At 56.3% G+C, this 19,071-nt stretch carries 18 protein-coding genes; 9 read left to right on the top strand and 9 right to left on the bottom strand.

All coding sequences use genetic code 11. The features are described from left to right. Positions 1 to 104 precede the first annotated feature (104 nt). The 3 genes from rpe to DWB63_RS00900 all read left to right on the top strand — a co-directional run bounded on the left by rpe (position 105) and on the right by DWB63_RS00900 (position 3,243). Positions 105 to 755: a ribulose-phosphate 3-epimerase gene (rpe, locus tag DWB63_RS00910; protein WP_128326919.1), complete on the top strand. Its 651-nt coding sequence runs from the start codon at positions 105 to 107 to the stop codon at positions 753 to 755. A 65-nt stretch (positions 756 to 820) separates the two neighbouring features. Continuing rightward, positions 821 to 2,749 carry an ATP-binding cassette domain-containing protein gene (locus tag DWB63_RS00905; protein WP_128326918.1) on the top strand — a complete coding sequence of 643 codons (1,929 nt, stop codon included), beginning with the start codon at positions 821 to 823 and terminating at the stop codon, positions 2,747 to 2,749. 2 nt (positions 2,750 to 2,751) lie between these two features. After that, positions 2,752 to 3,243 carry a GNAT family N-acetyltransferase gene (locus tag DWB63_RS00900; protein ID WP_128326917.1) on the top strand — a complete coding sequence of 164 codons (492 nt, stop codon included), beginning with the start codon at positions 2,752 to 2,754 and terminating at the stop codon, positions 3,241 to 3,243. Positions 3,244 to 3,319: 76 nt separating this feature from the next. Here the strand turns inward: DWB63_RS00900 and DWB63_RS00895 are convergent, their stop codons facing one another. The 9 genes from DWB63_RS00895 to DWB63_RS00855 form a co-directional block, all read right to left on the bottom strand. Further along, positions 3,320 to 3,748, bottom strand: a complete 429-nt coding sequence (locus tag DWB63_RS00895) for a response regulator (RefSeq protein ID WP_128326916.1) — start codon at positions 3,746 to 3,748, stop codon at positions 3,320 to 3,322. Positions 3,749 to 3,779: 31 nt separating this feature from the next. Continuing rightward, positions 3,780 to 4,430 carry a HAMP domain-containing histidine kinase gene (locus tag DWB63_RS00890; RefSeq protein WP_128326915.1) on the bottom strand — a complete coding sequence of 217 codons (651 nt, stop codon included), beginning with the start codon at positions 4,428 to 4,430 and terminating at the stop codon, positions 3,780 to 3,782. Between the two features lie 16 nt (positions 4,431 to 4,446). Continuing rightward, positions 4,447 to 4,797, bottom strand: coding sequence for a response regulator (locus DWB63_RS00885; RefSeq protein WP_128326914.1), 351 nt, complete (start codon positions 4,795 to 4,797; stop codon positions 4,447 to 4,449). A gap of 5 nt (positions 4,798 to 4,802) precedes the next feature. Continuing rightward, the gene (locus tag DWB63_RS00880; protein ID WP_128326913.1) at positions 4,803 to 6,530 is read right to left on the bottom strand and encodes a PAS domain-containing sensor histidine kinase; all 1,728 of its coding nucleotides are present in this window, start codon (positions 6,528 to 6,530) and stop codon (positions 4,803 to 4,805) included. A 21-nt stretch (positions 6,531 to 6,551) separates the two neighbouring features. Beyond that, complete coding sequence (locus DWB63_RS00875) at positions 6,552 to 7,769, bottom strand: response regulator (protein ID WP_128326912.1); 1,218 nt, start codon at positions 7,767 to 7,769, stop codon at positions 6,552 to 6,554. A 20-nt stretch (positions 7,770 to 7,789) separates the two neighbouring features. Beyond that, a complete protein-coding gene (locus tag DWB63_RS00870) occupies positions 7,790 to 9,916 on the bottom strand; it encodes a SulP family inorganic anion transporter (RefSeq protein ID WP_128326911.1) in 2,127 nt (708 codons plus the stop codon). Positions 9,917 to 9,929: 13 nt separating this feature from the next. Further along, on the bottom strand, positions 9,930 to 10,514 hold the full coding sequence (locus DWB63_RS00865; RefSeq protein ID WP_128326910.1) for a TetR/AcrR family transcriptional regulator: 585 nt from the start codon (positions 10,512 to 10,514) through the stop codon (positions 9,930 to 9,932). A gap of 239 nt (positions 10,515 to 10,753) precedes the next feature. Further along, positions 10,754 to 13,774 (bottom strand): proline dehydrogenase family protein, encoded by a 3,021-nt coding sequence (locus DWB63_RS00860; RefSeq protein WP_128326909.1) that lies wholly within the window; start codon positions 13,772 to 13,774, stop codon positions 10,754 to 10,756. 17 nt (positions 13,775 to 13,791) lie between these two features. Then, on the bottom strand, positions 13,792 to 14,265 hold the full coding sequence (locus tag DWB63_RS00855) for an Lrp/AsnC family transcriptional regulator (RefSeq protein WP_128326908.1): 474 nt from the start codon (positions 14,263 to 14,265) through the stop codon (positions 13,792 to 13,794). A gap of 185 nt (positions 14,266 to 14,450) precedes the next feature. Here DWB63_RS00855 and DWB63_RS00850 point away from each other — a divergent pair, with 185 nt between their 5' ends. From DWB63_RS00850 to DWB63_RS00825, 6 genes are all read left to right on the top strand, one after another. Next, positions 14,451 to 15,569: an ABC transporter permease gene (locus tag DWB63_RS00850; RefSeq protein WP_128326907.1), complete on the top strand. Its 1,119-nt coding sequence runs from the start codon at positions 14,451 to 14,453 to the stop codon at positions 15,567 to 15,569. 12 nt (positions 15,570 to 15,581) lie between these two features. Continuing rightward, on the top strand, positions 15,582 to 16,379 hold the full coding sequence (locus DWB63_RS00845; protein WP_128326906.1) for an ATP-binding cassette domain-containing protein: 798 nt from the start codon (positions 15,582 to 15,584) through the stop codon (positions 16,377 to 16,379). Positions 16,380 to 16,388: 9 nt separating this feature from the next. Then, positions 16,389 to 17,540 carry an MlaD family protein gene (locus DWB63_RS00840; RefSeq protein WP_128326905.1) on the top strand — a complete coding sequence of 384 codons (1,152 nt, stop codon included), beginning with the start codon at positions 16,389 to 16,391 and terminating at the stop codon, positions 17,538 to 17,540. A gap of 14 nt (positions 17,541 to 17,554) precedes the next feature. After that, positions 17,555 to 18,172: an ABC-type transport auxiliary lipoprotein family protein gene (locus tag DWB63_RS00835; RefSeq protein ID WP_128326904.1), complete on the top strand. Its 618-nt coding sequence runs from the start codon at positions 17,555 to 17,557 to the stop codon at positions 18,170 to 18,172. Continuing rightward, positions 18,172 to 18,705: a ribosome biogenesis factor YjgA gene (gene yjgA / locus DWB63_RS00830; protein WP_128326903.1), complete on the top strand. Its 534-nt coding sequence runs from the start codon at positions 18,172 to 18,174 to the stop codon at positions 18,703 to 18,705. Before DWB63_RS00835 ends, yjgA begins: the two co-directional genes overlap by 1 nt. A 91-nt stretch (positions 18,706 to 18,796) precedes the next feature. Continuing rightward, on the top strand, positions 18,797 to 19,066 hold the full coding sequence (locus tag DWB63_RS00825) for a hypothetical protein (RefSeq protein WP_128326902.1): 270 nt from the start codon (positions 18,797 to 18,799) through the stop codon (positions 19,064 to 19,066). Positions 19,067 to 19,071: the final 5 nt, after the last annotated feature.

Raw genomic sequence — 19,071 nt, 5'->3', positions numbered from 1 at the left:
CACTCAAGAAGCATGCCCCCGATCAAGAGCACCCGAAACACTTGCGGTCGCCCCCGCTACCGGGTACACCACTCCTAACCAAACCAACCAAGCGGAGTGATTCAATGATCCTTTCCCCCTCCATGCTCTCATCGGATTTCGCCAACATGGAAACCGAGCTGAAAGCCCTGGAAGCAGCAGGCCTTGAATGGGTCCACCTCGATGTCATGGACGGAATGTTCGTTCCCAACATCACCTTTGGCCCGCCCATCATCAAAGCCATGCGCACGAAGTCGAACCTCTTCTTCGACTGCCACCTGATGATCAACGATCCGGGACGGTACATCGAGGATTTCGCCGATGCCGGAGCGGACCTCATCTGTGTTCACGCCGAGGCATGCACGCATCTGGAGCGGGTCTGCGCCCAGATCGTCGAAGCAGGGGCCAAACCCGCAGTGGCCCTCAACCCGCACACCCCGCTGGAATCCATCAAGTATCTCATCCCGCAGCTGCACATGGTCCTGATCATGTCCGTGAACCCCGGTTTCGGAGGCCAGAAATTCATCCCGTTCTGCCTGGACAAGGTCAAGGAACTCAAGGCCATGATCGAAAGCGCCGGGGCCGAGACCCTGATCCAGATCGACGGCGGCGTGACCCTGGAGAACGCCCGGACCCTGACGGATGCAGGCGTGGACGTGCTCGTGTCAGGTTCCGCCTTTTTCAAGTTCCCGCCCTACGGAGAACGACTCCGGGCCTTTCAGGACGCTTGCAAGTAGCACCCCTTTCATCAAACAATCCACGGGGACTGTAGATGCAGTCCCCGTTCTTATTGAGAGCATACATGGCAGTAGTCAGCTTACGCGATATCTCCATCAACTTCACCGGCACGGTCCTTCTGGACGGCATATCCATGCAGATCGAACCGGGCGAGCGTGTCTGCCTGCTGGGGCGCAACGGCGAGGGCAAATCCACCCTGCTCTCCATCATCGAAGGCATCACCCAGCCGGATTCCGGTTCCGTGGATTACGCCCGCGGCTCACGCGTGGCCATGCTTCCCCAGGAGGTGCCGCAGGATCTCGCAGGCACGATCTATGACATCGCCGCCCAGGGGCTTGGAGCCGTGGGCAGGCACCTGTCCGCATATCACGCCGCAGCCCATGCCCTGGCCGAATCCCTGGAGCCGGACGACACCCTGGTCAGCCAGATGGAACATGCCCAACACGCCTTGGAAGAGGCCGGAGGCTGGCCGCATCACCAAACGATCGAGACCGTGCTCTCGCACCTCAAACTCGACGGAGACGAACTGTTCGCGTCCCTGTCAGGCGGCACCAAGCGCCGCGCCCTGCTTGCCCGGGCCCTGGTTTCCGGGCCTGACCTGCTCATACTGGACGAGCCCACCAACCACCTGGACATCGACTCCATTTCCTGGCTGGAGGATTTTCTGCTTCGGCAGAATGCGGCCGTGCTTTTCGTCACCCATGACCGGGCCTTCCTGCGCAGGTTGGCCACGCGCATCGTGGAATTGGACCGGGGCAAACTCTTCAGCTGGGATTGCAATTACGACACCTACCTGGAACGCAAGGACGCGGTCCTGAGCGCCGAAGCCAAGCAAAACCACAATTTCGACCGCAAGCTGGCCGAAGAGGAAACCTGGATACGGCAGGGCATCAAGGCCCGGCGCACGCGAAACATGGGCCGGGTGCGGGATCTTCGCAAGATGCGCGAGGAGCGAAATGCCCGTCGCGACCGGACCGGCTCCGTCAGGATGGTTATCCAGGAGGCCGAGCGCACGGGAAAACTCGTGGTGGAAGCCACCGATATCTGTTTCGGATACAGCGATACCCCGCTGATCACGAATTTCTCGACGGCCATCATGCGCGGTGACAAGATCGGCCTCATAGGCCCCAACGGCGCGGGCAAGACTACCCTGCTAAAGATACTGCTGGGAGATATCAAACCACAGTCAGGGTCCGTCCGACGCGGCGTCAACCTCCAGGTCAGCTATTTCGACCAGCTCCGAGAGCAGCTCGACGAAACCGAATCCGCCCGGTACAACGTTGCCGACGGCAATGATTTCGTGACCATCAACGGCCACCAGCGCCATGTCATGTCCCACCTCAAGGATTTTCTTTTCACCCCGGACCGTTCCAGGGTGCCCGTCAGCGTACTCTCGGGCGGCGAGCGCAACCGACTGCTCCTGGCCCGGCTCTTCACTCGCCCGGCCAACGTCCTGGTCATGGACGAACCGACCAACGACCTCGACGCCGAGACCCTCGACCTGCTTGAAGAGTTGCTCATGGACTATCCCGGCACCCTGCTGCTGGTCAGCCATGACCGAGACTTTCTCAACAACGTGGTCACCTCCTCCATCGCCTTTGAAGATGACGGCGTGGTCGCTGAATACGTGGGCGGCTATGACGACTGGGTTCGCCAACGTCCGGATAAAACGGCCGGCCCCGTCAAGACATGCAAACAAAAAATCGCTTCCAAACCGGAAAGTCCTGCCAGGCGCAAGTTGAGCTACAAGGAAAAATTCGAACTGGAAAAAAAGCGGGAGGCACTTGCGACCATGCCCGCCCTGATCGAACGACTGGAAACAGAACTTGAAGCCCTGCAAGCCAAAATGTCTGCACCGGATTATTTCAAGAATTCCGGCGAGGTAATGAATGACGACCAAAGGCGCATGGAAACCCTTGAGTCTGAATTGGAAATCGCCTATGAGAGCTGGGAACAACTCGAAACCGCCCTTGAAGGCGTAGAACTGGACTGACCATGAAAGCGCTGAACATCCGCAACGTCGACCCCGACGACTTGACCGCCTGCCATACCATAGAAGCCAATTGTTTTCCCCCTGCCGAGGCGGCCTGGACCACAAGCTTACGCAACCGCATCGAGCACTTCCCCGAAGGGTTTTTCGTGGCCGAATGGGAAGGCCGTGTGGTCGGTCAGATCAACTCCGGCTCCACGAACAAGGACGACATCACCGACGAGGAATTCAAGCAACTCATCGGGCATGATCCCGATGGCTGCCACATCGTCATATTCTCCCTGTCCGTGCATCCAGACTTCCAGCGGCGCGGCATTGCCGACAAGCTCATGTCAAATTTCATCGAACAGGCCCGTGAAATGGGCAAGTCCACGGTCAAGCTGCTGTGCAAGCATGATCTCATCCCCTACTACGCCCGCCATGGTTTCCTCGACGAGGGCCTGTCCGCCTCCAGCCACGGCGGAGTACCGTGGCACGCCATGACCCTCCACCTGTAGGCCTGCTCCAGACATCGCCAAAAAAAGGCTGACGGGAATGAACCCGTCAGCCTTTTTCGTCTGAACTGTGGACGGCCTACCATCCCTTGGTCTTGAGGATGTCGTTGACCTTCTTTTCGGTCTTCTTTTCCACGATGACCATTTTCTTGGCCTGCGCTTTCTTGATCTTGTCGGTCAAGGCTTCTATGTCGGCAGGTTTTTCCATGAAGTCCATGGCGCCAAGCTTCATGGCCTGAATGCCCGCCTCGAGAGTAGCCTGGCCGGTGAGCAGAATGACCTGCATATCCGGGTGGCTCTTCTTGATGAGCTTGAGCATGTCGATGCCGTTCATGTCGGGCATCTGCAGGTCGAGCACGATGGCGTCGTAATCACCGGCGCTCAATGCGCTGACGGCGTTAGTCGCGGTTTCCGCAGTGCTCACGTCCATTCCACGGATTGTCATCCTTTCGGACAGGGCTTCCAGGAATTCCTTTTCATCATCGATAAGCAGTACTTTTTCTGCCATTGTCTTTCTCCAATTCGGTATGAATGTGATGTTACTTGGACCCGGTTGCCGCCAAAACGCGCAACTCGCTGGTTCCAGTGTCCTCATCCACGGTCACGCTGGCGTTCATGGCCTGCGCAAGGGGTGAAAACGATTCGTCATTCTTCAGCGGAGCATCCTTTCCTGGAGCGGAAAGGGAGAACGATGCGCCGCCGGACACGGATTTCAGGCCGATGACCAGGGTGTCGCCCGCCTGCATGCAATCCAGGGCTGCCACTATGGAGGAGTGCAGCAGCCGTGTCAGATCAAAGGGGTTGGTGACCAGGGAAACTGCTTGGCAATCCCCCGAGGTCAACCTGATCTGTTTCATGTCGGCAATACGTGTGGTCAGGGCCACTGTCAGATCGAGGGCTTCCACAAGATCCAATTCGCGGACAGCCTCATCGGTCGAATGCGCAAAGGCATTCATGTTCTTGATGATGGTATCACCCCGCCGAACCTGGCCCTGAATGGAATTGGCCGCGCTTTTCAGCCGATCGGGCTGGATGGGCATGCCCCGATCTGCCATGAGCGTGAAATCCTCGATCAGTCCCGCCGATTCATTGATAACGGCAAAGACGTTCTTTATCTCATGGGACACGGACGCGCTGATGCGCCCGAAAAACTGTAACCCTTCGCGGGAGTTCGATGTTGTTTGGGTCATTAATTCTTCCTCCCGATCAACCTGCGACCTGGTTGATCCTGGCAATGAGGTCATCAATCTGAATGGGTTTTATCAGGTAATTGCATCCGGCCGCACAACCGGCCTTGAAATCCGCCTCGGAACCATGACCGGAAAGGAATATGAACTTCATGTCCGGGTGTTGGGAAGAAAGGCGCTCCATGAGATCCAATCCACTCAATCGAGGCATTTTCATGTCGAGCACCGCAACGGCGTAGTCGGTCCGGGAAGCCATTTCCAGGGCCGCCTCGCCGTTGTCCGTCCAATCCGCATCCACCCCGCGAAATTCGAGGCGTTCCGCCATTGCGGAAACCAGTTCCACTTCGTCGTCAACCAGAAGTACTTTCATATCGCTCAAGCCTCTTTAGAACCCTTCAGGGGCATTGTGATGGTAAAAACCGTTCCTTTGCCTACTTCGCTCTCAACGGCCATGGTACCGCCCAGCTCTTCGACCAGCCCATAGGTGATGGAAAGGCCGAGGCCTGTACCACCACTCTTTTTCTTGGTGGAAAAGAACGGATCGAATATACGCTTGATATCCGCTTCCGGTATGCCGCACCCGTCATCCTGCACAGCAAAAACCAGCTTGCCGTCGGTGACTTCACGAGCGGAGATGTAGAGATGTCCACCGTCACTCATGGCCTGAAACGCATTGTTGACCAAGTTGAGAAATATCTGTTGCAACTTGCCCCGATCAGAGACGAACGCGGGCAGATTCTCCGGAATATCCATAGTGATGGCAATGCTGCGATACTCCGCTTCCTTGCGCAAAAAATCCACGACCTCGTTCGCCAACTCCTTGAATTCGATGGAATCCATTTCTACGTCGATATGACGGGCAAAACTCAGAAGCCGCTTGGTGATCTTGCCGCAACGGGAAACCGAATTGATGATGGACCGGATGTTTGCCAGCAGCCGCTCGTCGTGGGCGTACTCCTGCTTGTAGACAAACAGATCATTTATGAGCCCGGCCTTTTCATTGATAATGGCCAGCGGGTTGTTGATCTCATGAGCCACACCAGCCGCCAATCGCCCGATGGAGGCCATGCGGTTGGTGTGCTCCATCCGATGCAGGGTCCGCGCCCTGGTCTGGTCGGCGATATAAATCTTGTTGACCATGTATGTGGCCACCCCGACAATCACAACCAGGATAAGTGCGATGCTGACCAGCATGATCCACAGCAACTCCATCCTGATTGTTTGCAGAGGCTTCATCAATTCCTCTGTATCCTTGACCACGAGGACGATATACGGAGTGTCCTTTATATAGGCGTATCCAACGGTATAATCAGTACCGCCATTGCCCGGCACCTGCTGGACGCTGGTTTTTTCCGAATAAGACGGGATAGCCAGGTCCACCTTGGTCAACAGCGTACCGTGCTGTTTTGACGGGGTCTGGATGATACCGTTTCGATCCACCATGAAGGCATCGCCACCGCCCGGCAGATCTATTGAAGTGAGCATGGAATTGAACTGCCCGGTATCCAGCGTTGCCCTGAGCACGAAATCCTGACCTGTCCGCGCGTCAAGAACCTTTCGGGCAACGATCAGATGCGGCTCGTCCCGGAAACCGAGAAAAACGCTGCTGATATACGTACCGTGCTCCAGGGAATCCCGAAACCACTCCTGCTCGCTGTAGTCGCGCCCCAGAAGGTCGTAAGGTCCGATATAGGCGATCTGCTGCCCATGGTCATTGATAATCCCGATGTCCACAAATCCCCCGAAACTGGTTTTCAGGGAAGCCAGGATATTGGTGAGATTATCGGAATCATGCAAGCCCTCGATGCCCTCGTGCTCAGCCAGAAATTCCAGTGCCTTGGTCCGCTCTTCCAAATAGTACGCAACCGATCGGCGCGTGTTGGACGTGGTACGAGCCGTGCGCAGAAGATTTTCCGACTCAAGGGAATGCCGGGTGACGTTGTAATCGATGAAAGCCATCACCGTCAGCGGAATCAATGCCACCACAGCCAGCAGGGCTATGGCGAGACGCCAGATGCGATGATAGTTGAACAGGTCTTTGCCTGTAGCGCCGTTGGATTCGGTGTCCCAAAACTGCGGCCTGATCTTTTCCATTAACGACATGACGTCACCCGGCTTCCGTACTTACGAGTTGGAGCGGATTTTTTCGTTGGCATCCTTGAGCGCCTTGCTCAGGACGTCGATATCCACAGGCTTGTGCAGGTAGGCAAATGCGCCGAGATCCATACACACCTTGCGATCTTCTTCCGAACCGTGACCGGTCAGAATGATAACCTCGATATTCGGATGCTCGCTCTTGACCCTGCGCAGAACCTCGATACCGTCGATACCGGGCATCTTGAGGTCGAGGATCATCACTTCAGGTTCGTCATCCCGCACCAGATTCAGAGCGGACTCTCCATCGTAGACCACGGCGGAACCCATGTCACGCATCATCAAACGCTCTGACAGGGTCTGGACGAATTCACGCTCGTCATCCACCAGCAAGACCTTGGACGGGATGTCGAAGTCCATTTTGCGGTAGATGTCATTTTGGTGGAATCCTTTGCCCACGCCGGTCTTCACCTCAAGGACGCCATCGATACCGGCCACGATATCGGCCAGATCCTTCTCCAGCTTTTCCAGCAGGAGCACGTGCTTGTTGATGGTCAAGGTGACAGTGCCCTTTTTGGCGGAGACCACCACATTGTGCCCCTCACCGGCCAGAACCGTCCCGACCCTGGCGGCCAGGAGAAAGTCCTGAACCTTGGCACGGGATGCATCGGTCACCTGCACGGCGGTGTTGGCGAGCTGCTCGATGATAAGGTCGGCGCTCTTCTCCACACCTGAGCTGCCCACGGGGACAATGAGGTCATAGAGCTTCCTGGCCCAGGGGTCCTTTTCCCCCTTCAGGGCGGCAACCCAGACGGAACGATCCTCGTCATCCTTGTGGATGATCTTGAGGGCATGCTTTTCGGCATAGCCTTCGGTCTTTTCCGCCACGGCCAGACGCTCTTTCATGCTGGAGATGAGGCAGACCTTGAGGATGTGATCGATATCAGGAGAAGGCAGCTGCGAAGCAAAACCGGAAAACAGCAGCTTATCCTGATCAACAAGCTTCCGGGCCATGGCCAGACGCAGCCAGGCAATGGCCCTTTCCTTGTCATGGCTGAACGTGTTGAAAACAGAGGTCTTGGCCTGGAAGGCACGAGCAATTTTCGATTCGGCAAGGCCTGAGAGTGCCGCGGCATCGGCCACGATTTCCTGATCAGTGACCAGCCGGTACCCCGTGGAATCCAGGACGCGCTTGACGACTACTCCTGCTTCGGAAAACAGGCCGTTGAATATGGTGATTACAGACATGATTACTCCCTATCTACGCCCTAAGCGAGGCGGCAAACAGTGGTAAGAGGACAATTATCTTCCTCGCCGTCCTTGTGTGCGCTCTCATGAGTGGCACAAATGGCGGCCTCCATTGTCGGGTAGATGTGATCCCGACCGATCTTCTCCAGCAGGTGGGTGCGTTCGAGCACAGCCATGACCGACTCATTCACGCCACACAGGGATATGTCAAGCCCGCTGGAACGAACCCGGTCCACGATCAGGGACAGGGCTTCCTCGCCCGAAGCATCCATGTCGTTGATACCGCTGGCCACAAGAATGATGTGCCGGAGCTTGTCGTTACCCATCATCCGCTCGGTGATCTTGTCTTCCAGGAAGCTCGCATTGGCAAAGAACAACGGTCCGTCAAAACGAACCAGAGCCACATGCTGGCACTCTTTCATTCCGAAGGCCGTTGCATCGCGCAGGGACTGGTCGGCGGTTCTGGACAGATTGGCGATACGGGGACGCATTGACTTGTACAGGAACACGGCCAGGGAAAGCGCCACACCAACCATGATACCCTTGTCCAGATGCGGCGCAAAGGCCAACGTGCAGATAAAGGAAAGTATGGAAATGGCACCGTCATACCACTGGGCCTTCCAGGCATGGATGAAACCGGAAGCGTTGATCAGACCTATGACGGCCATCATGATGACGGCGGCGAGTACGGCCTGGGGCAAATGGTAGAGCAGCGGCGTGAAGAACATCAGGACGATGACCACCATGAGCGAAGTGAAAACGCTGGACAGGCCGGTGACGGCACCCGCCTGGAGGTTGACCGCCGAACGGGAAAACGAACCGGATGCAGGATAGCTCTTGCCGCAGGCGCCGAGCATGTTGGCCAAACCCTGACCAATGAGTTCCTGGTTGGGATCGAGGCGCTGCCCGGTCTTGGCTGCCATGGCCTTGGCAATGGAAATGGCCTCCATGAAACCAAGCAAGGAGATGATCGCGGCGAACGGGAGCAGATGGAGCATTACCTTGAAATCAAGGGGAGGAGCGGAAATGGCAGGGATGCCTGAAGGCACCGTTCCCACCACGGCCCCGCCGCCCATCATCTTCAAGGCAGAGGTGTCGATCCGTGCATTCCCGACCTTCAAGCGCCAGGTCCGGCCATCGGTGCTCATGCCTGCCGGGACCATGCCCGATTCATAAAATGCCAGATTGCCGTCGGACTGTTCCACTCCCTCGAACAGGATGTCACGGAGTTGCGAGCGCAGGTCATGGGCCTGCAATTTGAGCCGGGCAATCTTGACGTTGACGACGCTGAGGTCGTGCTGCACGTCGAGTACACCCACGGCGTCCTTGGCGGACTTGACCTCTTCCATCTGCTTGCCGAGGGCGGCACGTTCAATGCCCATTTCGTCAATACCCGTGATGGTGCTGTTGAAAGCGGCAATGGTCTCATGCACGACCGGAGAATGGATGGCATCCAACACGACCTTGGCGTCGTGGTTGAAGCCAAAGCCCCATGACAGCGAAGTGGTCACGACCACGGCCACCAACACGTTGGGAATCCGGGGATTGATACGTTTGAGCACGATCATGATGCCGAAGGCGAGTACCCCCATGCCCAGCGAAGGCCAGTGGGTATAGTGCATCGCACTCTCGACCACACGCATGATGGTCTCATAATGATGCTCCGCGCTGTCCACGTACACGCCGAACATCTTGGAGAACTGGGACGAAGCAATGATGATGGCGGCCGCGTTGGTGAAGCCGTTGACCACCGGATGGGACAGGAAATTGACAACCAGGCCGAGCTTGAGCACGCCGAGCAGGAACTGGAACATTCCCACCATGAGCGCAAGCAGGATGGCATACGCGATGTACCCTTCACTGCCGGCGGTGGCCAGAGGCTCCAGGGAGGCAGCGGTCATGAGCGACACCACTGCCACCGGACCGGTGGCCAACTGACGGCTGGAGCCGAACAGCGCGGCTACGAGAGGGGGAAGAAACGACGCATACAGACCGTAGTAAGCGGGCATTCCGGCCAACTGTGCGTACGCCATTGATTGCGGGATGAGCACAAGGGCAACGGTCAGCCCCGAAATGGCGTCAGCACGAAGTGCCGCCCCATTGTACCCCTTGAACCAGTCAATGAAAGGGAATATTTTTGAAAGCATCCAACCTCTTCCTTCATGGAGCCTGCAACATTTTGCGGCACATCTGCATCAAATCGTTGAACAGTGCACCAGCATCGTACAGATTGTAGTTTTTGAACCGAACCAAACCATCTGCCATGGTAAACAGGATGAGCGCCGATTTCCGGGGATGAATGTTCGCATCAATGGAACCGTCTTTCTGCCCTGCCACAACCGCCTTCTCGAAATTATCCACGAGGCAGTTGTAGATGTCCTCCAGGTTATCTCTGAACTCCGGATTCGATTCGGAGAACTTGTAGAGAAAGTGCCTTTGCAGGAGCAGGAACTTGTCTTCCATCAAGCCGGCCAGGTAGAGATAGAATGAGATGACCTCCTCCGCCATCTCAAGACCTGAATTGAACGGCCTGTTCTCGAAGAACCGTTCGAACTGGTCCACTATATCGTCCCTGGTCTTTTCCAGTATCGCCAGCAGGAGCCCTTCCTTGCTCTTGAAGTGATAGAAAATCGTCCCCTCGGCCGCCCCGGTGAGCCGGGCCAATTCCTGCCCGGATGTCTCCGCAAACCCCTTATGCGCAAACATAAACGAGGCAACCTTGAGTATGGAATCCTTCTTCTTCATGCTGACAATCCTTCATTTCCGAAAACCGAGTACTCACTCAGTTTTCTTGCTTATAATTGCTAATAGGCTTTAATGTCAAAATAAACCGTAAAACTGAGTGTATACTCAGTTTTTTCATCGATCAATATATAATTATTGAAAAAATGCAGTCAGCTGACCACGGTTGAGAAAGAAAAAATGAAAAAAAAGCCCTGTCCGGTCGAGACCGGACAGGGCGCTGAAGTGGAACATGTCAAAACCTAGCTCAACCAGTCGTCATCCTCCTCAATGGGGGCAAAACCACGGCGAATGGTGTTTTCACAGACCAACCGGGGGTCAAGGAACTGGAGCAGGTAATCCGGGCCACCGGCCTTGGAACCCACACCGGACATCTTGAAACCGCCGAAGGCATGTCGTTCGACCAAGGCACCCACAGAAGGCTTGTTCAGGTAGAGGTTACCCACCCGGAATTCCTTGTAGGCCCGTTCAAGATGATGCGGGCTGCGGGAATAAATGGCCCCGGTCAGGGCGAACTTGGTGGAGTTGGCGATATCGAGTGCCTCATCCATATCACTGGCACGCATGACAACGAGCACCGGACCGAACACTTCTTCCTGAGCGATACGGTGCTCTTTGGTGATGCCGTCCACAATGGTCAAAGGCACGAAGCAGCCGCCCGTGGCCTTGAGATCGTCGGACACCTCGCGCTTGACCAGCAGGTTGCCCTCTTCCTCGGCAATCTTGACGTAGCGCATGACGTTTTCCTGGGCCGCCCTGTCCACCACCGGCCCCATGTAGTTGGCCGGGTTCTCGGAAGGTCCGAGCTTGACCGACTTGGCAGCCTCGGTCAGTCTATCGACAAAACGGTCGTAAATGGAATCGAGAACGATGACCCGCGAACAGGCCGAGCACTTCTGTCCCTGGAAACCGAAAGCGGCATACAACACGCCGAGTACGGCTTCGTCGAGATCGGCATCGTCATCGATAATGGTGGCGTTCTTGCCTCCCATCTCGGCAATGACCTGCTTGCACTGCATCTGACCCGGCTGCACCTTGGCGGCACGTTCCTGAATGCGCAGGCCCACTTCCATGGAGCCGGTGAACGCAATGACCGAGACATCCGGGTGATCCACGAGATGATCACCCATGACCGCCCCCCGGCCCGGACAGTAGTTAAACACGCCGTCAGGCAGCCCAGCGGCCTTCCACATGTCCACCATCCCGCGTCCAACGCAGGAGGAAATGCCCGCGGGCTTGTAAACCACAGGGCAGCCGGAAACAATGGCGGCGGAAACCATGCCCACGGAAATGGCCAGGGGGAAGTTCCACGGGGCGATGACCGCGGCCACGCCCTTGCCCTGGTAGAAGAGCTGACTCATCTCGCCGGGAGCACGGCCCATGCGGCGGGGAGCACCCAGCCGGATCATCTCGCGGGCATAGTATTCCAGGAAATCAATGGCCTCGGCCACGTCGGCGTGGGCCTGGTCCCACTGCTTGCCCACTTCCAACACCTGGAGCGCGGACAAATCGTATATGTTGTCTTTAAGATATTGGGACGCCTTGAGCAGGGCCTCGGCACGCTCCCGAGGTGCAACGTCGCGCCAGGAGAGATAGGCTTCCGACGCCGCCTCTATGGCCCGGTCCACCTCACCCACACCCGCCTGACACACGGAACCGACAATCTCTGACGGGTCGGCCGGATTGTAGGAATCCAAAGTGTCGCCGGTGACGACATCCCGGCCGTTGATGAACAAAGGAATCTGTCCGCCCATGGCAGCACGGACCTTGGCGATGGATGCGGGAAAAGCCTGGCGTTCGGCCTCGATGGTGAAATCAACGGCCGGGAAGTTGGAAAAACGGGGCAGCCCGTCCGTCTTTGCCTCTTCAGGCACACACTTGCCTTCCAACTGCCGCCTGAGAGTGATCTCGGGGTTCTCCAAAAGGCGATCCATATCCGCCTCATCGGCAAAGGTTTGCTTGAGGAAGGACTCGTTGGCCGTATTCTCAAGCAAGCGGCGGACAAGATAGGCCATGCCGGGCAGCAGGTCGCCATAGGGGCAGTAGAGCCGGACGCGCTTGGCCACGTTCTTGAGCCCCTTGCGCACGGGTTCGGCCATGCCGTAAAGCACCTGGAACTCATACCGCTCCTCAGGCACGTTCAGGGCCGCAGCCGTTTCCATGACCGCAGCGATGGTGCGGATGTTATGCGAGGCGCAGGCGAAATGGCAGATATCCGAATTTTCGAGGATGTACCTGGAAACCCGCTCATAGGCCATGTCGGATTCGGGTTTGTGCGTCCAGACCGGCACGGACCAATCGTTCTGCTTGGCAATGACGGTCTCGTAGTCCCAGTACGCCCCCTTGACCAGACGGATTGACACCGGAAGGCTCTTCTCCCGGGCCCAGGAGATGAAATCGTGAACATCGTCATCCACGCTGCGCAGATAGGCCTGGAACACGATGCCCAAATGAGGATAGTCGGGATATTTCGTGCGCAGTCGTTTGTACAACTCGACAGTGGCTTCCTTGTACTTGAGTGACTCCATGTCGATGCACATGAACCCGCCCATCTCCATAACCTTCTTATATATGGGTTCGATGCTGGCCAGCATGCCTGTGGCCGTACCGTCCAGGTCAACGGGCTTGGACTGGGAATAGAATGCGGACGGCTTGACCGCCACATTGACCTTGGGCGCATGGCCCCAGTCCAGTTCGTTGGCCCCATCATCGAGCGGCTTCCACTTGCCCATTTCGTTCTGTATGGCGTCCAAGACCTCAAGATAGCCATCCCGGTAGGCGGCCGATTCCACCTCGGACACCGTGGCTTCACCCAGAAGGTCGAGAACGAAAGAGAACCCTTCCTTACGTAACTTCTTGATTCCCTTGACAGCTTCTTTGGCCTCTTGGCCGATAATGAACTGACGGGCCATGGATTCGATGTTGGAACGGATGGTCCTGTTCAGAACCTTGGCCACCAGTCCGCCGCCTATTTTGGTCTTGGTGGCTCCCCATTTCAGGACATCCGGGATGTTGGAATCCTCTGTTGCGAAATATTCTTCGATATGGCGGGAAAGTGATTCCGATGTATTAAGGTACGGAAGAACATCAACGAATCTGAACATTTGGACCTTGAAATCATCGTTTTTCATGGCCCAATCCATGACTTTCCCAGTCCACCAGCCTTTATTGAAAACCGAAGGAGATTCGCCGGAAATGGACGTAAAAAACTCCCTGCCCCGAGTTATGATGCTCGGGTCCAGGGAGGTCGTGTTTGTGGACATCTGTGACTCCTTTAATTCTATTCGTTTTCGTGGGGTAGAGGTATGACCCGTGATTCCTTCACCGTGGTCAACACTATGGTGGAATTGGTATCCCGGACCGGCCCGATGGTCCCAAATCTTGCCAGAGTCGCCTGCAGGGCTTCCGTGTCTTCAACTCGGACCTTCACAAGATAGGAATCCCGCCCTGCCGTGTAATGCACTTCAAGAACTTCCGGGAATTCAGCCAACTTCTGTCCGACTTCGGTGGCCCCAACGCCTTCCTCCACCCGAATGGATGTGAAGGCGGTCAGCCCCCTGCCCAAAGCTTTATGGTTGACAATACACTCATAGCCTTTGATGATGTCGGTCTTCTTCAGCTTGCGCACGCGTTCCAGCACCGCCGAAGGAGCCTTGCCGACTTTTCGGGCCACTTCTGCATTGGAAACCTTGCCGTCTTCCTGAAGTATCTTCAGGATTTCCAAGTCCAACTTGTCAATCTTTCTGTTATTCATGGAATAAAGAAATAATATTCTTTTTCAATTCTGTCAACCACCGCCGGCATCAATGTGAGAAACCCGCACAAGCTCCTTTTCATTTCTCAAATCCTCAGATAATCTGACAATTCGACGAGTTTTGGCCAAGAGCCACACAAAGCCTGATAAAACTCCTATTGAAGGGCCACAAACAGACCGGTCAAATGACAGACGCACAAATATCCATTTCGCCCCAGGGCAACAGCCTGCACGTGGCCCTTTCCGGCCGCCTGGACGCAGCAGGCACGGCCGCCATATGGTCCGCTGCGGTCAAAGGCGTCAGTGCAGCCCCGTTCACTGCCCTTACGGCCGATTGTAGCGGCGTCACCTACATGGACGGTTCCGGAGTGGCCCTGCTCGTCAAGCTCAGAAAAATGGCCGCGCAAAAGAACTCGGCCATGACCCTGGCCAACCTGCGCGAAAAAGACAGTCAACTTGTCGGCCTGACATGGAATATCGATCTGCCTGAGTGGCAGACCTCCAAAGAGCGGCGAGGATTGGCAACGGCCTTGGGCGAAATGACCAACGAACTGTGGCTGGGCATTCGTGCCATGGTCGCCTTTGTGGGCGAATCCACACTCCTGCTGGGTCAGGCGCTGCTACATCCGGGTCAGGTGCGCTGGAAGGACGTTGTGCTCTCCTGCATCAACGTGGGAGTCGAGTCCCTGTTCATCATCGCCCTGATCGGATTTCTCATGGGATTGATCATGTCCTTTCAATCCGCCATCAGCCTGCAGCGGTTCGGCGGCGAAATTTTCGTACCCAACATGCTCGGTCTGGTCATGTTCCGCGAAATGGGCCCCCTTGTGACTTCAATTCTCCTGGCCGCGCGGTCCGGTTCCGCCTTTGCCGCCGAAATCGGCACCATGAAGATCAACGAGGAACTGGACGCCCTGACCACCATGGGGCTGTCCCCCATGCGTTTTCTGGTAGTGCCGAAACTCCTGGCCACCATGATGGTCATTCCGCTGATGACCATGTTCTTCAATCTGGCCAGCCTGGTCGGCGGAGCCGTGGTCATGCTCTCCCTGGGATATCCGCTGGTCACCTTCACTTCGCGCGTTTTCTCCTACCTCACCCTGACTGATTTCTGGGGCGGCATGGCCAAGGCACTGGTCTTCAGCTTCCTGGTGGCCGGAGTCGGCTGCCTTCGCGGGATGCAGACCCGATCAGGAGCCAGCGCAGTCGGCCTGTCCACCACCAGCGCCGTTGTTTCGGGCATCATCCTCATCGCCTTTGCCGATGGCTTATTTGCCATGGCTTTCTATTATATAGGGATATAAAGGCAAAGAGGCATGACAAACACCACCCCCATCATAAGCGTGAGAAACCTCACCTGCGGCTACGACGACACCGTGGTGGTGGAGGACGTCAGCTTCGACGTCCACAGGGGTGAGGTCTTCATCATCCTTGGCGGTTCCGGCTGCGGAAAATCCACCCTGCTCAAGAACATGATCGGCCTGATACAACCCATGGCGGGACAGGTCTTCTTCGGCACGGAAGACCTGACCATGGCCGATGGCAGACAGCGGAACGATATCATCAGGCAATTCGGAGTCATGTATCAGATGGGTGCCCTGTTCGGGTCCATGTCCCTGCTGCAAAACGTCATGCTGCCGCTGGAAGAGTTCACCAACCTGCCCAAAGAAGCCATGTCCATCATAGCCAAATCCAAATTGGCCATGGTGGATCTGGAAAACGCCGCCTACAAGATGCCTTCGGCCCTTTCCGGGGGCATGAAGAAGCGGGCAGCCATCGCCCGAGCCATGGCCCTGGATCCCGACATTCTCTTCCTGGACGAACCGGGTGCAGGTCTGGACCCCATATCCAGCGCAGCACTCGATGAACTGATTCTCGACCTGGCCAAGAATCTGGGCATCACGTTTGTCATCGTCACCCATGAATTGGAAAGCATTTACAAAATAGCGGATCGGGTTATCATGCTCGACAAGGAAGTCAAATCCATCGTAGCCGAAGGCGACCCCCTTGAACTCAGGGATACTTCGGACAACCTGTTTGTCAGGCGATTCTTCCTCCGCCAGCCGAACATCGGGAAGCCGGGCTTTGACCAGGACGGACAGCCGACAACGTAAGGATTTTGAATGATAAGAAAAAATGATTATTTCAAATTAGGCGCCTTCATTATCCTGGGTACTTCCATGCTCCTGGCGGTCATCGTCATCCTCGGTGCAGGGCGATTTTTCGAAACCACCTATCCTCTGGAAACCTACTTTGACGAATCCGTCAACGGCTTGGCCGTGGGATCTCCGGTCAAGCTGCGCGGCGTTGCAGTGGGCCGGGTGGCGGAAATCAACTTCGTGTCCAACATATACCACCAGGCCAAAAGCGACGAAGCCCGCTATGTTTATGTCAGATGCGAAATCACCCCGAACCTTTTCGAGAACATCGCGGAAAAGACTTTTGGCGCTCACGTTGAGAACGAAGTAAAACGAGGCCTGCGTATGCGCCCCACTTCGCTGGGACTCACGGGCCAACTCTTTCTGAATACCGTATACGAAGACCCGAATACCAACCCGCCGCTGCCCATAGATTGGAAACCGAAATCAGCCTATATCCCATCAGTGCCCTCCACCTTGAGCCGTGTGGAGGCAGCCATCACCACCATCAGCAAGACCCTGAGCGGCCTGAAACAGGAAGACCTCGAATCCATCATCTCCGATGTGAAGGACATCGTTAACACCATCAACGGCTTCATGAAGACCGAAGGTGGCCGCGAAGCAGGAGACCGCCTGATCGGCATACTTGGGGAGACCCGCACGCTCCTGGCAAGAACCAACCAACTCCTTGCCGACCCGGCAACGGAACGGATCATCCCGGAAACAGCCTCAGCCATAGCGACCGTCAACCGCATCGCCACGGAATCGGAAAGCGACATCATCGCTGCAATACGAGAGACCAAAGAGGCCATGACCAGCTTCAAGCAGGCCTCGGAAGTCCTCGGCAGGACTCTGGCAGATCCGCGCATGGACAAGGCCCTGGGGGAAATCGCCCCCACCCTGGAAAACATATCCAAAGCATCTGCTGACCTGACCGCCGCCGTGGCCAAAGTCCACAACCTGGCCAACCGCCTGAACGGCGTTGTGGCATCCGAAGAGGCGAACATCCACTCCATTATCGAGGATACCCGCGAAGTCATGCAGAATGTCAAGGAACTCACGGGCGATGCCAAACGGTATCCATCCGGCATGCTTTTCGGCACTCCGCCGACCAAACCCAGTCCCGAAACCAGGTAGCGGGGTCATCCACCATGAAACGACAACACATCCTCATAGCAATCCTGACCGTGGCATTGAGCACTGCTGCCTGCGTCAAGTTGGGCGGAAAACCTCTGGATAAACGATATTTCCAGATTACCCCCGTGCGCACGGCCGAAAAAAACACCGTTCCCGAGGACTTCGTGCTCAAGGTCCGCCGACTCTCCATCTCCGACATCTACAACACTCGCGAGCTGGTCTACCGAGGGCCTGAGGGGCGCATCGATTCAGACTTCTACAACATGTTCTTTGTCACCCCCGGCAACATGCTGACCACGGAACTGCGCACCTGGCTTCGCGATTCCGGTCTCTTCTCGCACATTATCGAACCGGGCAGCATGATCGTGCCTGACCTGACCCTGGAGGGGGTGGTCAACGCCCTGTACGGCGACTACTCCGGCCCTGCCCCGACAGCCGTGGTGGAAATGCAGTTCTTCGCGGTGGATGAATCCACTGCTGAAAACGTCATCGTCTTCTCCAACACCTATTCAAAACGCATCCCCATTGCCGAACCTGACCCCCAATCCCTGGTCCAGGCCATGACCCAAGGCGTCCAGGCCATCTTCACAGAACTCGAAAACGATCTGGCCACAGCGCCACTCAGGAAATAATGGTCAAGAAGAACAGTACATACCATCCGGCTGAATTCGACGAGGTGGACGAGCGCCCCAGCCGCTCCCAACTCAAACGCGATATGCATGAACTGCAAAAGCTCGGAACCGATCTGGCGAATCTGGGCGATGCCGTCGTCAAAGATGCGAACCTGCCCCCTGAAGTGGAAAAGGCTCTGCTGCTCATAAAAAAGATCACCAAACACGAGGCTGCTCGGCGGCACATGCAATACGTGGGCAAGCTCATGCGCACCTTCGACACCAGTCATGTCCGGGAAATTGTGGAGGCCGCCCAACAGGGGCATTCCCTCAAGACCGCCGAATTCCACCGTCTCGAAATCATTCGTGACAGGCTGGTTAACGGCGATGACGATCTGTTGCAGGAATTGTTCGAAGCCAACCCGGAGGAAGGCCAGCGCATAAGACAGCTCACCCTGAATGCTCGGCGGGAAAAAGCCGGCAACAAGCCCTCCAAGAGCGCCCGCGCCCTTTTCAAACTGCTCCGCTACCTGCCTCCCATTCCGGAAAAATAATCGCCCAGCCCCTTGACGTGGGCGACAAGGGAATTATCTTCAGGACCACCATATATAAACGACGGCCTGCCGCTGGCCCCAAGGAGATACAATGGTTATTCATGAATACGCCGGAATTGTCACGGAACTGCCGGACAGAAACTGCCCTCATTGCAACCAGGTCATGGATGCGTGGCTCACGCCCCCCGAGACCTGCTGGGGCGTCATTCTGGTCTGCAACAACAACAACTGCCCGCACTATCTCGGTTCGGAACAGGACATCATAAACAAACGGGATGATTCCCATCTGGGCTGCCGCTACGCAGAAGACCCGGGCAACGGTTTCAAACCCGTCAACATCCTTGCCGTCTGTCCCCACTAGAAGGG

Origin of the sequence: Pseudodesulfovibrio sp. S3 (genome assembly GCF_004025585.1) — a bacterium.
Taxonomy (GTDB): domain Bacteria; phylum Desulfobacterota; class Desulfovibrionia; order Desulfovibrionales; family Desulfovibrionaceae; genus Pseudodesulfovibrio.
The sequence above is the reverse complement of the archived record's forward strand: the minus strand, read 5'-3'. Positions and strand labels throughout refer to the sequence as shown.

What these genes read in the sequence shown, in the direction of transcription:
- DWB63_RS00845 (WP_128326906.1), top strand. Translation starts at nt 15,582, where the DNA reads ATGACAAACACCACCCCCATCATAAGCGTGAGAAACCTCACCTGCGGC.
- DWB63_RS00880 (WP_128326913.1), bottom strand. Translation starts at nt 6,530, where the DNA reads ATGTCGTTAATGGAAAAGATCAGGCCGCAGTTTTGGGACACCGAATCC.
- DWB63_RS00835 (WP_128326904.1), top strand. Translation starts at nt 17,555, where the DNA reads ATGAAACGACAACACATCCTCATAGCAATCCTGACCGTGGCATTGAGC.
- DWB63_RS00840 (WP_128326905.1), top strand. Translation starts at nt 16,389, where the DNA reads ATGATAAGAAAAAATGATTATTTCAAATTAGGCGCCTTCATTATCCTG.
- rpe (WP_128326919.1), top strand. Translation starts at nt 105, where the DNA reads ATGATCCTTTCCCCCTCCATGCTCTCATCGGATTTCGCCAACATGGAA.
- DWB63_RS00855 (WP_128326908.1), bottom strand. Translation starts at nt 14,265, where the DNA reads ATGAATAACAGAAAGATTGACAAGTTGGACTTGGAAATCCTGAAGATA.
- DWB63_RS00885 (WP_128326914.1), bottom strand. Translation starts at nt 4,797, where the DNA reads ATGAAAGTACTTCTGGTTGACGACGAAGTGGAACTGGTTTCCGCAATG.
- DWB63_RS00850 (WP_128326907.1), top strand. Translation starts at nt 14,451, where the DNA reads ATGACAGACGCACAAATATCCATTTCGCCCCAGGGCAACAGCCTGCAC.
- DWB63_RS00895 (WP_128326916.1), bottom strand. Translation starts at nt 3,748, where the DNA reads ATGGCAGAAAAAGTACTGCTTATCGATGATGAAAAGGAATTCCTGGAA.
- DWB63_RS00890 (WP_128326915.1), bottom strand. Translation starts at nt 4,430, where the DNA reads ATGACCCAAACAACATCGAACTCCCGCGAAGGGTTACAGTTTTTCGGG.
- DWB63_RS00825 (WP_128326902.1), top strand. Translation starts at nt 18,797, where the DNA reads ATGGTTATTCATGAATACGCCGGAATTGTCACGGAACTGCCGGACAGA.
- DWB63_RS00905 (WP_128326918.1), top strand. Translation starts at nt 821, where the DNA reads ATGGCAGTAGTCAGCTTACGCGATATCTCCATCAACTTCACCGGCACG.
- DWB63_RS00865 (WP_128326910.1), bottom strand. Translation starts at nt 10,514, where the DNA reads ATGAAGAAGAAGGATTCCATACTCAAGGTTGCCTCGTTTATGTTTGCG.
- yjgA (WP_128326903.1), top strand. Translation starts at nt 18,172, where the DNA reads ATGGTCAAGAAGAACAGTACATACCATCCGGCTGAATTCGACGAGGTG.
- DWB63_RS00875 (WP_128326912.1), bottom strand. Translation starts at nt 7,769, where the DNA reads ATGTCTGTAATCACCATATTCAACGGCCTGTTTTCCGAAGCAGGAGTA.
- DWB63_RS00860 (WP_128326909.1), bottom strand. Translation starts at nt 13,774, where the DNA reads ATGTCCACAAACACGACCTCCCTGGACCCGAGCATCATAACTCGGGGC.
- DWB63_RS00900 (WP_128326917.1), top strand. Translation starts at nt 2,752, where the DNA reads ATGAAAGCGCTGAACATCCGCAACGTCGACCCCGACGACTTGACCGCC.
- DWB63_RS00870 (WP_128326911.1), bottom strand. Translation starts at nt 9,916, where the DNA reads ATGCTTTCAAAAATATTCCCTTTCATTGACTGGTTCAAGGGGTACAAT.